The organism is Thalassobaculum sp. (assembly GCF_965223715.1).
Taxonomy (GTDB): domain Bacteria; phylum Pseudomonadota; class Alphaproteobacteria; order Thalassobaculales; family Thalassobaculaceae; genus Thalassobaculum.
The window spans coordinates 3,292,041-3,306,593 of sequence record NZ_OZ245012.1 but is presented as its reverse complement, the minus strand read 5'-3'; the positions used below and the strand labels follow the sequence as shown (position 1 = coordinate 3,306,593).

Annotated in this window: 11 protein-coding genes; 10 read left to right on the top strand and 1 reads right to left on the bottom strand. The window is 69.3% G+C overall.

Annotated elements, in window-relative coordinates; genetic code table 11:
- The first annotated feature begins 141 nt into the window (after positions 1 to 141).
- From ACOQOP_RS15240 to ACOQOP_RS15200, 9 genes are all read left to right on the top strand, one after another.
- Positions 142 to 1,161 carry an NAD-dependent epimerase/dehydratase family protein gene (locus ACOQOP_RS15240; protein WP_420562662.1) on the top strand — a complete coding sequence of 340 codons (1,020 nt, stop codon included), beginning with the start codon at positions 142 to 144 and terminating at the stop codon, positions 1,159 to 1,161.
- A 13-nt stretch (positions 1,162 to 1,174) separates the two neighbouring features.
- Positions 1,175 to 2,203 (top strand): NAD-dependent epimerase/dehydratase family protein, encoded by a 1,029-nt coding sequence (locus ACOQOP_RS15235; protein WP_420562661.1) that lies wholly within the window; start codon positions 1,175 to 1,177, stop codon positions 2,201 to 2,203.
- 10 nt (positions 2,204 to 2,213) lie between these two features.
- The gene (locus ACOQOP_RS15230) at positions 2,214 to 3,095 is read left to right on the top strand and encodes an NAD-dependent epimerase/dehydratase family protein (RefSeq protein ID WP_420562660.1); all 882 of its coding nucleotides are present in this window, start codon (positions 2,214 to 2,216) and stop codon (positions 3,093 to 3,095) included.
- A gap of 41 nt (positions 3,096 to 3,136) precedes the next feature.
- Entirely contained in the window at positions 3,137 to 3,970 is an 834-nt protein-coding gene (locus ACOQOP_RS15225) for a transketolase (RefSeq protein WP_420562659.1), read from the top strand.
- Positions 3,967 to 4,887, top strand: coding sequence for a transketolase family protein (locus tag ACOQOP_RS15220; RefSeq protein ID WP_420562658.1), 921 nt, complete (start codon positions 3,967 to 3,969; stop codon positions 4,885 to 4,887). The genes ACOQOP_RS15225 and ACOQOP_RS15220 overlap by 4 nt, the downstream gene beginning before the upstream one ends.
- A 4-nt stretch (positions 4,888 to 4,891) precedes the next feature.
- A complete protein-coding gene (locus ACOQOP_RS15215) occupies positions 4,892 to 5,746 on the top strand; it encodes an NAD-dependent epimerase/dehydratase family protein (protein WP_420562657.1) in 855 nt (284 codons plus the stop codon).
- A complete protein-coding gene (locus ACOQOP_RS15210; RefSeq protein ID WP_420562656.1) occupies positions 5,743 to 7,029 on the top strand; it encodes a nucleotide sugar dehydrogenase in 1,287 nt (428 codons plus the stop codon). Before ACOQOP_RS15215 ends, ACOQOP_RS15210 begins: the two co-directional genes overlap by 4 nt.
- A 176-nt stretch (positions 7,030 to 7,205) precedes the next feature.
- Entirely contained in the window at positions 7,206 to 10,316 is a 3,111-nt protein-coding gene (locus ACOQOP_RS15205) for a PAS-domain containing protein (RefSeq protein ID WP_420562655.1), read from the top strand.
- 14 nt (positions 10,317 to 10,330) lie between these two features.
- Positions 10,331 to 10,822: a response regulator gene (locus ACOQOP_RS15200; RefSeq protein ID WP_420562654.1), complete on the top strand. Its 492-nt coding sequence runs from the start codon at positions 10,331 to 10,333 to the stop codon at positions 10,820 to 10,822.
- A 7-nt stretch (positions 10,823 to 10,829) separates the two neighbouring features.
- Here ACOQOP_RS15200 and ACOQOP_RS15195 read toward each other — a convergent pair whose 3' ends face one another.
- On the bottom strand, positions 10,830 to 12,842 hold the full coding sequence (locus ACOQOP_RS15195; protein ID WP_420562653.1) for an aminopeptidase P family protein: 2,013 nt from the start codon (positions 12,840 to 12,842) through the stop codon (positions 10,830 to 10,832).
- A gap of 132 nt (positions 12,843 to 12,974) precedes the next feature.
- On the opposite strand from ACOQOP_RS15195, the gene ACOQOP_RS15190 reads away from it, so the two are divergent.
- Entirely contained in the window at positions 12,975 to 14,543 is a 1,569-nt protein-coding gene (locus tag ACOQOP_RS15190; protein ID WP_420562652.1) for a trimethylamine methyltransferase family protein, read from the top strand.
- Positions 14,544 to 14,553 lie beyond the last annotated feature (10 nt).

Below are 14,553 nucleotides of genomic sequence, written 5' to 3'. Positions count from 1 at the left end.
ACCCGGGCGACCGGCTGGTCGGTTGGACCGCTTCCCGTCCCACTTGATATTATTGATTTCTCATTTGTTCGGCTGCTGTGCGATATGTAGGGCGACAGCAGCCGAAGGGCGGCTGCGGCTATCCAAAAGGATGGGTCTACGGTGCAGAACGACCAAACTCTCAAGCGCGTCCTCATCACCGGCGGCGCCGGTTATGTCGGCTCCCTGCTGACGCCCAAGCTGCTCGATGCGGGCTACGACGTCGTCGTCTTCGACATCCAGTATTTCGGCGACGACAAGCTGCCGCTCTCCAATCCCAGGCTGACCTCCATCAAAGGCGATCTGCGGGACACCGCCGCCTTCGCCGAGGCCGTCGCCGGCTGCGATGCGGTCATCCACCTGGCCTGCATCTCCAACGACCCGTCCTTCGTGCTCGACCCGACCCTGTCGAAGTCGATCAACTACGACTGTTTCGAGCCGATGGTGATCGCCGCCAAGCAGGCGGGGGTGAAGCGCTTCATCTACGCCTCGACCAGCTCGGTCTACGGCGTGTCCGATGCGCCGGACGTCACCGAGGACCACCCGCTGGTGCCGCTGACCGACTACAACAAGTTCAAGGGCATGTGCGAGCCGCTGCTGTGGAAGCACAATGACGACGATTTCGTCGCCGTCACCATCCGCCCGGCGACCGTCTGCGGCTACGCGCCGCGCATGCGCCTGGACCTGTCGGTCAACATCCTGACCAATCACGCGGTCAACAACGGCAAGATCACGGTCTTCGGCGGCAGCCAGCTGCGCCCGAACATCCATATCGAGGACGTCACCCGCCTCTATGTCGAACTGCTGACCCATGACTCGGCGAAGATCAACGGCCAGACCTTCAATGCCGGGTATCAGAACATGGCGATCTCCGAGATCGCCCAGGTGGTGAAGAAGGTGGTCGAGCAGGAGATGCCCGACCGGGCGCCGATCGACATCGTCACCACGCCGACCGACGACATCCGCTCCTACCACGTCAATTCTGACAAGATCCGCAAGGCGCTCGGCTTCGTGCCGCGGCTGTCGGTGGAGGATGCGGTTCGCGGCCTCGTGCAGGCGTTCCGGGACGGCAAGCTGCCGAACTCGATGACCGACGACCTGTACTACAACGTCAAGACCATGCAGAAGCTGACCGCCGCCTGAGGGGGACGCCGCCTTGGCCGACAATCGGGCTGACCAGCCCTACGCCATCGTCACCGGCGGCGCCGGCTTCATCGGCTCGCACATGGTGGACCTGCTGCTGGAGCGGGGCTACCGGGTGCGGGCGATCGACAATCTGACCGGCGGGCGGGAGCTCAACCTCGCCCATCATGGCGACCGGCCGGATCTCATCCGCGACTTCCGCGACATCCGCGAGATCAAGCCGGACGACGCCGCCTTCGCCGGCGCGCAGGTGGTCATCCACTTCGCCGGGATCGGCGACATCGTGCCGTCGATCGAGCGGCCGCTGGAATACATGTCGGTGAACGTCCAGGGCACCTGCTGCGTGCTCGACGCCGCCCGCACGGCCGGGGTGAAGCGCTTCGTCTATGCCGCCTCGTCCTCCTGCTACGGTCTGGCCGACGTGCCGACGGGCGAGGATCACCCGATCGCCCCGGAACACCCCTATGCCCTGTCGAAATACCAGGGCGAACAGGCGGCGTTCCACTGGCACAAGGTTTACGGCCTGCCGGTCAACTCGGTGCGGATCTTCAACGCCTACGGCACGCGCTCGCGCACGTCAGGGGCCTATGGGGCGGTGTTCGGCGTGTTCCTGCGCCAGAAGATCGCCGGTCAGCCGCTGACCGTCGTCGGCGACGGGACCCAGAGCCGCGACTTCCTGTTCGTCACCGACGTCGCCCGCGGCTTCCTGGCGGCGGCGGAGACCGAGCTGACCGGCCGGGTCTGGAACCTGGGCGCCGGCGCGCCGCAGCCGGTGAACCGGCTGGTGGAGCTGCTGGAGAGCGACCACGTCAACATCCCGAAGCGGCCGGGCGAGCCGGACTGCACCTTCGCCGACATCTCCCGGATCACCCGCGACCTGGGCTGGTCGCCGCAGGTCTCCTTCGAGGAGGGGGTGGGCCGCATGCTGGCGCAGCTCGACTACTGGCGCGAGGCGCCGCTCTGGACCCCCGACAGCATCGCCAAGGCCACCAAGACCTGGTTCGACTATCTTGGCGACGGCCGGAGCGAGGGCCGCGGTTAGGAGGAGCGCCATGCTGGACCATCGTCTCGCCAAGCCCGCCCTGCCGCCCTGCACCGTGGTGCTCGGTGCCGGTTTCGTCGGCGGGGCCGCCGCCGATGCGATCGAGGCGGCGGGTGGCCGCGTCGAGCGCATCGGCCGCGCCCAGACCGACCTGCTGGCCGAGGGCGCGGACGAGTTCCTGGCCGAGCAGCTCCGTCCCGACGACGTGCTGGTCGTCACCTGCGCCGAGACGCCGTGCGAGGACGGCGAGAGCCTGGTGCGCAACATCGCGATGATGAACACGGTGATCGCCGCCCTGAAACGCCAGCCGGTCGCCCATGTGATCTACGTCTCCTCCGACGCGGTCTACAAGGACCGGGCCGAACCGCTGACCGAGGCAGACTGCGCCGAGCCCGGATCTCTGCACGGGATCATGCATCTGGCGCGCGAGCGGCTGCTGCTGGAGGCCGGCGGGCCGCCCCTGGGCATCCTGCGCCCGGTCCCGGCCTATGGTGCGAAGGATCCGCATAACGCCTATGGCCCGAACCGCTTCCGACGGCTGGCGCTGGACGGCCGGGACATCACCCTGGTCGGGGAGGGCGAGGAGCGGCGCGATCATGTGCTGGTCGAGGATCTGGGCGAGCTGATCCGGCGCATGGTCATGCACCGGTCCACCGGCGTGCTGAACGCCGCCACCGGCGAGGTGCATTCCTATCGCGAGGTGGCGGAGATGGTGGCCTCGCGCATCCGTCTGCGGATCATGATCAAGGGCACCGCCCGGCCGGATGGGATGGCCTACGCCGCCAGCCGGTCGTTCAACCCGTCCGCCACGTTTCATGCCTTCCCGGATTTCCGCTATACCTCCCTGGCCGAGGGCCTCGCCAAGGTTCACCGCCAGGTCACCGCGGGATGATCCCCCGATGACCCGTTCCTGACAGCCGGAGACAGGGCCCCATGACCGCCACCCCCGGGCATAACAGCTTCGACCCCGCCGCCTCGCGCCAGCGCTGCCTGCAGTACCGCCGGCGCATCCTGGACATTTCCCAGCGTGTCAGCGCCCTGCACGCCGCCGGGGCCTTCTCCTGCATGGAACTGACGGACACCTGTTATCACGGCCTGATGCGGCCGGACGGGCAGGACACCTTCCTGATGTCCAAGGGCCACGGTTGCATGGCGCAGTACGTGATCCTGGAGCATCGTGGCGTGCTCGACCGCCGGCACCTGGACGAATACTGCACCGCCCACGGCATCCTCGGCGCCCATCCCGACTACGGCAATCCGGGGATCGAGGCCTCCACGGGCTCGCTCGGCCACGGCCTGGCGATGGCGGTCGGCATGGCGATCGCCGAGCGCAACAAGGCCGGCGGCGCGGCCGAGGCGGGAGCGATCTACTGCGTGCTGTCCGACGGCGAGGTGCAGGAAGGCTCCACCTGGGAGGCGTTCATGATGGCCTCCACCCTGGGCCTGACCAACCTGGTGGCGCTGATCGACAACAACGATTTCCAGTCCCTCGGCCGGACCTCGATAACCCATCCGAGCTTCTATCCGCTGGACGAGAAGCTGGAGGCCTTCGGCTGGGAGACGGCCACGGTCAACGGCCATGACGCCGAGGCGGTCTACAACGCGGTGGCCGCGCGCAAGGGCGACCGGCCGTTCTGCCTGATCGGCAAGACCACCAAGGGCAAGGGCGTGTCCTACATGGAGAACGTGCCGATCTGGCATTACCGCTCGCCGAACCCCGAGGAATACAAGCTGGCGCTCGCCGAGCTGAAGGAGATCGCGTCGTGAGGAACACCTTCGCCGAAGTGCTCTACGATCTCGCCAAGGACGATCCGCGGATCCACATCGTCGTCGCCGACATCTCGCCCGCCGGCTCAATGGGCAAGTTCCGCGAGGAGTTTCCCGAGCGTTTCATCAATGTCGGCGTGGCCGAGCAGGCGATGATCGGCATCTGCGCCGGGCTGGCGTTGAAGGGCATGCGGCCCTTCGCCTACACCATCGCCACCTTCTCCCTGTACCGGCCGTTCGAGATGGTGCGCGACGATCTTGGCTACCAGAACCTGCCGGTGGCGGTGGTCGGTATCGGCGGCGGGGTGATCTACTCCACCCTCGGCGGCACCCATTACGCCCAGGAGGATATCGCCGTCGCCGGCGCGATCCCGAACATGTCGATCATCGCGCCCTGCGATCCCAGCGAGGCGACCGAGGCGACCAAGTGGCTGGTCAACCGCGAGGGCGGCGGGCCGGTCTATCTGCGCTTCGGCAAGGCGGGCGAGCCGACCCTGACCGGGCCGGACAGCGACCCGTGGGAATTCGGCAAGCTGCGCTACCTGCGCCGGGGCGAGGACGTGGCGGTGCTGTCCTACGGCGTCATCACCAAGATGGCGGCCGAGGTCGCCGACGCGCTGACCGAGGACGGCAACTCGGTCTCGCTGGCGGTCTGCCATACGCTCAAGCCGCTGGACACGGCGGGCATCGCCGACCTGCTGCGCCGGCACAAGCGGGTGATCGTGGTGGAGGAACATGCGCCCCAGGGTGGGCTGGCGCCGCAGACCAAGCAGATCGCCTGGGATATCCGGGCCGAGTGCGCCCTGCACACCTTCACCCTGAAGGACGAATTCGTGCACTGCTACGGCAGCCACGAGGACATCCTGGCGGCCCATGGCCTGTCGACGGAGCGGATCCTCGCCTCGGTGCGCGGCTGATCCCATGCGGGTTCTCGTCACCGGGGCGGCCGGCTTCGCGGGCCGGGTGATCGCCAGGTGGCTGGCGGCCGAGGGGCATGACGTGGTCGCCCACTGGCGCGCCACCCCGCTGCCCGACGACCTGGCAGAGGGGGAGACCTGGCGGGCGGATCTTGCTGGCGACACACCCCTGCCGGAGCGGCTCGACGCCATCGTCCACACCGCCGCAAGCTCGCCTTCCACCGGCGCTTCAGGCACGGTCCCGGCGGCATCCCTGATCGGCGACAATGCCATGGCGACCGCACGGCTGGCGGCGGCGGAAGTGGGGGTATTCGTCTACCTCTCCAGCCTGTCGGTGCATGGCGCCATCGCCGATCCGGTGGTGACGCCCGAGACGGCGGTGGTGAACCCCGACGCCTATGGTATGTCGAAGCTGCTGGGCGAGCGGTCGCTGGCCGAGCGGGCGGGACCGTCCCTGGCGATCCGTCTGCCGGCGGTGGTCGGACGCGGGGCTGCCCGGAACTGGCCGGTGCAGGTGCTGGCGCGACTGAGACGCGGAGAGAGCGTGCGTATCTTCAACGGCGATGCCGCCTTCAACAATGTGGTCCATGTGCAGGACGTGGCCGCCTTCGCCGCCCACGCGCTGACGGCCCCGCCGGCGGGCTTCGCCGCCGTACCGGTCGCCAGTCGCGATCCGGTCACCGTGCGCGAGGCCGTGACCTGCCTGGCCGAGGCGATAGGGGCGAACGCCTCCGTGGAGGACGTGGCGGCGCCGAAGCCGTCTTTCACCATCGATATCGGGCCGGCCGTCGCCCTGGGCTTCGCGCCGCGCGGCACGGCGACGGCGCTGAGGGACTTCGCCCGGGAGGAAGGCCGATGAGCGGCGATACGACGGTTGCCGTCCTCGGCCTCGGCTATGTCGGCCTGCCCCTGGCGCTGGCCTTCGCCGAGAACGGGCGCACGGTCATCGGCTACGACATCGACGCGGGTCGGACGGCGGAGCTGTCCAGAGGGATCGACCGCAACGACCCTGAGGGCGTCGCCATCGCCGTGCCGCCGGGCCTGCGCTTCACCGCGGAGGCGTCGGATCTGGCCGGTGTCGACGTCTTCATCCTCGCCGTGCCGACCCCCATCGACAGCTCGCGGCGCCCCGATCTGGGTCCCCTGGCCGAGGCGGCGCGGGTGGTCGGCGGCGCGATCCGACCGGGCGGGCTGGTGATCGTGGAATCCACCGTCCATCCGGGCGCCACCGAAGAGGTCGTCGGCCCGATCGTCGCCGAGGTCTCGGGCCTGGCGGCGGGGACGGCCTTCAAGCTCGGCTACTCGCCGGAGCGTATCAATCCGGGCGACACCACCCATGGGCTCGGCGATGTGGTGAAGGTGGTGTCCGGCCAGGACGCCGAGACCCTGGCGCGGGTGGTGGCGCTGTACGCGCCGGTGGTGCCGGCCGGCCTGCACGCCGCCCCGTCGATCAAGGTGGCCGAGGCCTCCAAGATCACCGAGAACATCCAGCGCGACGTGAACATCGCCCTGATGAACGAACTGGCCCAGGTCTACGACCGGCTCGGCCTGCGGACCGAGGACGTGCTCGCCGCCGCTCGCACGAAATGGAACTTCGCGCCCTATACGCCCGGTCTGGTGGGCGGGCACTGCATCGGCGTCGACCCCTACTACCTGATCGCCAAGGCCGAGGCCCACGGCTACTACCCGGAACTGATCCGCTCGGCCCGCCGGCTCAACGACACCATGTCGGAGCGGATCGTGCAGAAGACCGTCACCCTGCTCGGCACCGGCGGCACCGCCATTGCCGGGGCGCGGGTCGGGGTGATGGGGGTGGCGTTCAAGGAGAACGTCTCCGACGCCCGCAACAGCCAAGTGCCGCCCATCGTCGCCGGCCTCGCGGCCCTGGGCGCCGAAGTGCTGGTCGCCGACCCGCTAGTCGGTCCGGCGGTGGCGCGCCGGGTGCTCGGGATCGACCTGGTTCCGGCCGAGAGCCTGACCGAACTCGACGTGCTGATCCTGGCGAGCCCGCATCGGGTCTTCCTGGACGGCGGTGCCGCAGGCCTGGGCGCACGGCTGCGGCCGGGCGGGTTGCTGGTGGACATCAAGTCGGTCCTGGCCCCGGCGGATCTGCCGGCCGGGATCCGCTACTGGAGCCTGTAGTCCACCGCCGGCGCGGGTGGCTTTCCCGCCACGCCGCAAGCATCCGTTCTGCCTATCGGTACCGATACTTCCGCCCTTTTGCCCTTCTTGGCCCTCCGCGCCGATCAAAAATGCTCTAGACTGATCGGGTGCGATAATAGGTTTGCAAGAAGTAGGGGGATTTCTTTCGCTAAGACATGGTGGGGTCTTCCGAGCATTGGTCCGGCATTGTCCGGGGGTTGAGCCAGGCGGTCGTCGCTTTCGACCGGCTGGGGACGGCGATCGCATGGAACCCGCCGGCAGAAGCGGCATTCGCGGGACTGGCCGGTTCCCGGGACGGCCCACCGCCCACCGTCGAGAGCCTCGCAAAGGATGGCGCGCAGGCGCGGGCGGCCTTCGAGGCCGCGCTGCGGGGCGAGGAGCGGACGGTCGTCATCGATGCCGGTGGGACCACGGTGCGGTGCCTGCCGACGCAAGACGATGACGGCACGGCGATCGGGGCCCACTGGATCGTCCCGTCCGGGGCGGAGCGCGTGGCGGAGACCGATCGGCGCGACCTGCAGATCATGCGCGACGCCCTCAACACCATGGACGACGCCCTCTCGATCTATGACGGGAACGACCGGTTCGTCTTCGGCAACGAGCGCTTCTTCCAGATGTATCCCTTCCTGCGCGATCGCGGCGACATCGTCGGCCACGACTTCGAGGACCTGCTGCGCTTCAGCCTCGCCCGGGACCCGTCCCTGACCGAGGCCGAGCGGGAGGCCTATGTGCAGCGCCGGCTCCAGGCCCGGCGTGACCACTCGCCGATCCCCGAGCGTCAGGTGCCCGATGGGACCTGGTATCTGGTCAAGGAGAACTACAGTCCGAACGGCCTGACCGTGACCACCCGGCTGGACATCACCCGGCGCAAGCAGGCCGAACTGACCCTGGCGGCGACCTCAACGGTGCTGCAGGCGATCCTGGACACGATGCCGAACCCGCTGGTTGCTTTCGACAAGGACAATTCCCTGATCGCCTGGAACCGGGCGTTCGAGGCGCTGGTCCACCTCTCCGCCGGCGAACTTTGGGTCGGCCGCCCCCTGGTCGGCGTGGCCAAGGACGCAATCCGCCGGCTGCCGTCCACCGAGATCGGCATCAAGCGGATGTTCCGCGCGATCGCCAAGCGCAGCGCGGTCGAATTCGAATGGCAGCGCGAGGGGATGGACATCTTCTACGTCACGGGTCGCCCCATGGCCGATGGCGGCTACCTGTCCATGTGGCGCGACGTGACCCAGGAACGGCGCGCCCAGGCCCTGGCGACGACCACCCAGGCGCGCCTGCTCGACGCGATCGAGACGATGTCGGAAGGCTTCGCGCTGTTCGACCGGAACGATCGGCTCGTGCTGTCCAACGCGCAGTACAAGGACCTCTACGACCTGCCTCAGGAGGCCATCGACGAGACGTGGAGCTTCGAGCAGCTTGTCCGGTACACGCTCGAGCGCGGCCAGTATCCCGAGGCGAGGGGCCGGGAGGAGGACTGGGTGGCCGAGCGCCTGCGCCAGCATCTCAATCCGCCCAAGACCGCCTTTCTCCAGCCGCTGGCCGACGGCCGCACCGTCCTGGTCAGCGAGAACAAGACCCGCGAGGGCGGGATCGTCGGCATGCGCTCCGACATCACCGACCGGATCGAGGTGGAGAACGCGCTACGCGCCGCCCGGGACACCCTGGCCGAACAGACCCACTCTCTGCGGAAGCTGGCCGAGGAGATCGACGAGGCCCGAAAGCGGGCGGAGGATGCCGACGCCGCCAAGTCGCGCTTCCTGGCGATGATGAGCCACGAGCTGCGGACGCCGATGACCGGCCTGCTGGGCATGATCGAGCTGCTGTCGCGCACCCGGCTGGACCGCGACCAGACCGGCTTCATCGACATCATGCGCAACTCGGCCGACACCCTGCTGGCCCTGCTGAACGACATCCTGGACTACTCCAAGCTCGAGGCGGGCAAGGTGCAGCTCGAGGAGATCCCGTTCTCCCCGGGCCGGATCCTGGATGACGTGGTCCGCCTGTTCCAGATCCCGGCCAGTTCCAAGGGCATTCTGGTCGAGCGGTCGATCGACGACCGGGTGCCGCCCTGGCTGCTGGGCGATCCGCTGCGGCTCAAGCAGATCCTCTCCAACCTGGTGTCCAACGGGCTGAAATTCACCAACGAGGGCTCGGTCAGGGTCTCGCTGACGGCCGGCGAGACCCGGGGCGATCGGGTGGAGATCGTCGGGACCGTGACCGACACGGGCATCGGCATCCCCGAGGAGGTCCAGGGCCAGCTCTTCGCCGCCTTCGAACAGGGGGCCGCCAATACCTCACGCCGGTTCGGCGGGACCGGCCTCGGCCTGTCGATCTGCAAGCGCCTGGTGGAGGGCATGGACGGCTGGATCTCGCTGGAGAGCGCGCCCGGCATGGGGTCCACCTTCACCTTCTGCGTCCTCATGCAGCCGACCGATCAGCCGGTGGTCGAGGCCGAGGACGACGGCCTGACCGAGGATGCCGAACCGATCCATATCCTCCTGGTGGAGGACAATGAGGTGAACCGCATGCTGGTCTCGCGCATGCTGGCCAAGGCCGGTCACCGGATCGATGAGGCGGAGGACGGCGCCCAGGCGGTCCGGGCGGTGCGCCGCAGGGTCTACGACCTGGTGCTCATGGACATGCAGATGCCGGTGATGGACGGCACCGAGGCGACGGCCGAGATCCGCGCCATGGGGGGCGAGCGGGAGACGATGCCCATCGTCGCCTTGACGGCCGATGCGATCCCGGAGCATCGCAGCACCTATCTCGCCGCCGGCCTGGATGACGTGCTGCTGAAGCCGGTGGACTGGGACGCCCTGAACCGGACGATCCTCTGGGCATCGCGCCGGCAGCGTGCTCATCTAGTTGCGGAGCAGACTATGGATACCGAGGAGGGGACCCTTGCCGTGCCAGCCTTCGATCGGGCCCGGGTGCGGGCGGCCGTCGGATCGCTGCCGCCGGCGCGGGCGGTGGAGATGATCGCGCTGGTGCCCCAGGAGGCGGTGCGGCAGCTCGCCCTGCTGGAGAAAGCGGTCACAGCCGGCGATGCCAACCAGATCCGGCAGCTCGCCCATTCGATGAAGGGACTGGCGGCGAATTTCGGCGCGGTCCTGATGGAGCGCTCGGCGATCCGGATCCAGGAGAGCGGCGGCGATCCGGCGACGCTGCCGGACTACATGGCGGATCTGCGGCGTGCTGTGGCGGCGACCCGGGAACAGGCGCCGGAGGTGATCGCCGATTTCGACGCGGCGACGAAAGACTGAGATCGGAGACGGGCATGTCCCTGGAGGAGGAATATGGCGGGCTGCGGGTTCTGATCGTCGAGGACGACCGGGCCAGCCGGATGCTGACCGGCGCCTATCTCGAGGAACTCGGGATCGGCCAGATGAAGGAGGCGGCGGACGGCGAGGCGGCGCTGCGGATCCTGCGCAGCTACGCCGCCGACGTGATCATCTGCGACATGATGATGGAGCCGATGGACGGGCTGACCTTCGTGCGCCACGTGCGCACCGACGTGCAGTCGTCCAATCCCTACGTCCCGATCATCCTGGTGACCGCCCAGGCCGACCGGAGCACCGTGCGCGCCGCGCGGGACGCCGGGGTCAACCTGCTCATGGCCAAGCCGATCACCCTGCCGGCCCTGCGCCGCCGCATCGAGGTGGTGCTGAACGAGCGCCGGGAGTTCATCATGAACCAGACCTATGTCGGCCCGGACCGGCGGCGCCAGGACGTCCCGATCGGCGGCAAGCGGGACCGGCGGCAGGACTGATCGTGCGCTAATCGAGGAACGGGGCGGTCGCCGCCTCCAGCCAGGCCCGGTGAGCCGCGTCCAGGGCGGGAGCGACCCGGCTGCGGACCTCCGCGTGATAGGCGTCGAGCCAGGCGATCTCCTCGGCCGTCAGCAGCGACACCTCGATCAGGCGCCGGTCGATCGGCGCGAAGGTGATCGTCTCGAAGCCGAGCATCGGGCGGCTGTTATCCTCCTGCGCTGGCGCCTCGACGGCGATCAGCAGGTTCTCGATCCGGATGCCGTAGGCGCCCGGCTTGTAGTAGCCCGGCTCGTTGGACAGGATCATGCTCGCCTCGATCGGGACCCGGCTGGCGCTGGAAATGCGCTGCGGTCCCTCATGCACGCCAAGGAAGACGCCGACGCCGTGGCCGGTGCCGTGGTCGAAGTCGAGCCCGGCCTTCCACAGGAACTGCCGGGCCAGGGCGTCGATCTGCCCGCCGGTGGTGCCCGCCGGGAAGCGCGCGGTGGCGATGGCGATATGGCCTTTCAGCACCAGGGTGAAGCGTTCGCGCATCTCCTGGCTCGGCGTGCCGATCGCGACGGTGCGGGTGATGTCGGTGGTGCCGTCGAGATACTGCGCCCCGCTGTCGATCAGGTAGAGGCTGCCGTCCTCCAGCGGCCGGTCGCTGTCCGGCGTCACGCGGTAATGGACGATGGCGCCATCCGAGCCGGCCCCGGAAATCGACGGGAAGCTCGGACCGCGCCAGTCGGCGATCTCGGAGCGGAAGCCCTCCAGGGCGTCGCTGGCCCCGAGTTCGGTGGTGCCCGTGCCGGTGTCGTCGATCCATTTCAGGAAGCGGGCCATGGCGGCGGCGTCGCGGGCATGGGCGGCCCGGGTCCCGGCCAGCTCGACCGCGTTCTTGCGGGCGCGCGGCAGGATGCAGGGATCGGCCGCCAGGGTGACCGTGGCGCCGGCCTTCTCCAGCCGGCCGCGCATCCACTCGGTGGCGGCGTCGGGATCGATGGAGACCGTCTTGCCGGCCGCCCCCAGCGCGTCCATCGCCGCGCCGACCGCCTCGAACGGCCGCAGGGTCACGCCGTTGCCCAGCGCCGCGCGCACGGCGTCGGTGCATTTCGCCTCGTCCAGGAACAGCTCCACCAGCCCGGTGCGGTCGATGGTGGCATAGGCCAGCGGCAGCGGCGTATAGGGCACGTCGGCGCCGCGCAGGTTGAGCAGCCAGGCGATGGATTCCGGCTGGTTCAGGACCGTGGCGTCGATGTCCTTCGTCGCGAGTTCGGCGGCGATCCGCTCGCGCTTGGCCGCCGCGTCCAGCCCGGTGAGGGTGGTCGGCAGCACCTCCACCGGACCCAACGGGGCGGCGGGGCGGTCGGACCACAGGGCGTCGATCGGATTGGTCTCCAGCGGGACCAGGGAGCCGCCGGCCTCCTCCGCCGCCTCGGCCAGGCGCTTGGCCGCGTTGATCGAGTGCAGCTTGGGATCGAAGCCGAGGCGGCGGCCTGCCAGGTGTTTGCGGACATGCTCGGCCGGCGGGGTGCGGACCACGTGCTCGACGGTCCAGCGGCCGGTATCGACCTGCTGCGCCACCTGCAGGGTGTAGCGGCCATCGACGAAGATCACCGCCACGTCCGGCAGCACCAGCACGACGCCGGCCGATCCGGTGAAGCCGGTCAGCCAGGACAGCCGCTCGGCCGGAGCCGGGATGTACTCGCCCATATGCTCGTCGGCCCTGGGCAGGATGAAGCCGTCGACCCCGACCTCCGCCAGGGTCGTGCGCAGCCGGTCGAGACGGGCCGGGTCGGGCTTGGGGTCGACCGGGCGCAGGGCCTCGGCGGCGGCATCCAGACGGGTGGCGAGGGCGTCCGGCAGGTCGGCGGCGATCAGGGCCTGCCAGGCCCGGGCCGGATAGGTGCGCGGACCGGCGGCGACCCGGGTCAGCGTCTCCGCCAGCCCGCCCGCGTCGGTCCGGACGCCGGCGGCCTGCAGGTCGGCGGCGAGGGAAGCGATGTCCGGGGAGGGGGTCTGCGCGGTGGACGGCATAGTCGGGCTCCTGTTGATGCCGTCTGACTCGGGCGTCCGCGGGGGTGGAAGTCAAGAGCCTATTCCTGTCGCTTTCTGCTCGACCGGGGCGACCGGCGCGGGCAAGGTTCGCGCATAGGCAGTGGAGGTCGCATGGCGGAGACGACAGGCGAGGGCGTGGGCGAGCGAGGGCGCCGGGCACGCGGTGCCGGCCGGGGAGGCGGACGGAGGTCCGCTCCGGCGAAGCTTGACCAGCCGGCCTGGCGCCGGCTCCACCACCGGGGCCCGCCCGCCCGGATCCTGTCGGACGATGCGCTGGAGGCAATCCACGAGGCCTCGCTGACCATCCTGGAGGAGATCGGCATCGACTTCCTGCTGCCCGAGGCGCGCGACCGGTTGGCGGTGGCCGGGGCGAGCGTGCAGGGCGAGCGGGTGCGGCTCGACCGGGCACTGGTCATGGAACTGATCGCCAAGGCCCCGTCCGCGTTCGACGTCCACTCCCGCACGCCGGAGCGCTCGGTGCGGTTCGGCGGCGACGAGATCGTCATCTGCTCGGTCGCCAGCGCGCCGAATGTCAGCGACCTCGACGGCGGCCGCCGGGTCGGCAACCGCGAGGACTACCGCAACCTGCTGAAACTGGCGCAGTCCCTCAACGTGATGCATGCCGTGGGTGGCTATCCGGTGGAACCGGTGGACATCCACCCCTCGGTGCGCCACTTGGAAGCGCTGCGCGACATGGTCACCCTGACCGACCGCATCCCGCATCCCTACTCGCTCGGCCGCGACCGGATCGAGGACGGGATCGAGATCGTTCGGCTCAGCAGGGGTGTCGACCGGGCGACCCTGGAGCGGGAGCCGAGCCTGTTCTCGATCATCAATGCGAGCTCGCCCCTGCGCTACGACACGCCGATGCTGGAAGGGGTGATCGCGCTGGCGGAGGCGGGACAGGTCACTGTCATCACCCCCTTCACCCTGGCGGGCGCCATGGCGCCGGTGACCATCGCCGGGGCGCTGGCCCAGCAGAATGCCGAGGCCCTGGCCGGCATCGCCTTCTCCCAGGCGGTGCGGCCGGGCGCGCCGGTGGTTTATGGCGGCTTCACCTCGAACGTGGACATGAAGTCGGGGGCGCCAGCCTTCGGCACGCCGGAATACATGCAGGCGGCGATCGCCGGCGGCCAGCTCGCCCGACGCTACGGCCTGCCCTACCGCTCCTCCAACGTGAACGCCGCCAACGTCCCCGATGCCCAGGCGGCATGGGAGAGCGCGTTCTCGCTCTGGGGCGCGTTCACCGGCGGGGTGAACCTGCTGATGCACGGCTGCGGCTGGATGGAGGGCGGGCTTACCGCGTCCTTCGAGAAGATGGTGATGGATGCCGACATGATCGCCATGGTCGCCGGTTTCCTCGACCCGCTGGTGGTCGATGATGCTGCCCTGGCCCTGGATGCGGTGCGCGAGGTCGGGCCGGGGGGCCATTTCTTCGGCACCGCCCATACCCAGGACCGCTACCGCACGGCGTTCTTCGCCCCGATGGTGTCGGACTGGCGGAACCACGAGAGCTGGGAGGAAGCCGGCGCGCCCGACGCCCTTACCCGGGCGAACGGGCTGGTGAAGCGCCTGCTGGCCGAGTACAAGGAGCCGCCCATGGACCCGGCGATCCGCGAGGCGTTGGACGCGTTCGTGGCGCGGCGGATCGCCGAAGGCGGTGCGAAGACGGACTTCTGAGCCGGACGGA

What these genes read in the sequence shown, in the direction of transcription:
- ACOQOP_RS15200 (WP_420562654.1), top strand. Translation starts at nt 10,331, where the DNA reads ATGTCCCTGGAGGAGGAATATGGCGGGCTGCGGGTTCTGATCGTCGAG.
- ACOQOP_RS15210 (WP_420562656.1), top strand. Translation starts at nt 5,743, where the DNA reads ATGAGCGGCGATACGACGGTTGCCGTCCTCGGCCTCGGCTATGTCGGC.
- ACOQOP_RS15195 (WP_420562653.1), bottom strand. Translation starts at nt 12,842, where the DNA reads ATGCCGTCCACCGCGCAGACCCCCTCCCCGGACATCGCTTCCCTCGCC.
- ACOQOP_RS15225 (WP_420562659.1), top strand. Translation starts at nt 3,137, where the DNA reads ATGACCGCCACCCCCGGGCATAACAGCTTCGACCCCGCCGCCTCGCGC.
- ACOQOP_RS15205 (WP_420562655.1), top strand. Translation starts at nt 7,206, where the DNA reads ATGGTGGGGTCTTCCGAGCATTGGTCCGGCATTGTCCGGGGGTTGAGC.
- ACOQOP_RS15190 (WP_420562652.1), top strand. Translation starts at nt 12,975, where the DNA reads ATGGCGGAGACGACAGGCGAGGGCGTGGGCGAGCGAGGGCGCCGGGCA.
- ACOQOP_RS15230 (WP_420562660.1), top strand. Translation starts at nt 2,214, where the DNA reads ATGCTGGACCATCGTCTCGCCAAGCCCGCCCTGCCGCCCTGCACCGTG.
- ACOQOP_RS15215 (WP_420562657.1), top strand. Translation starts at nt 4,892, where the DNA reads ATGCGGGTTCTCGTCACCGGGGCGGCCGGCTTCGCGGGCCGGGTGATC.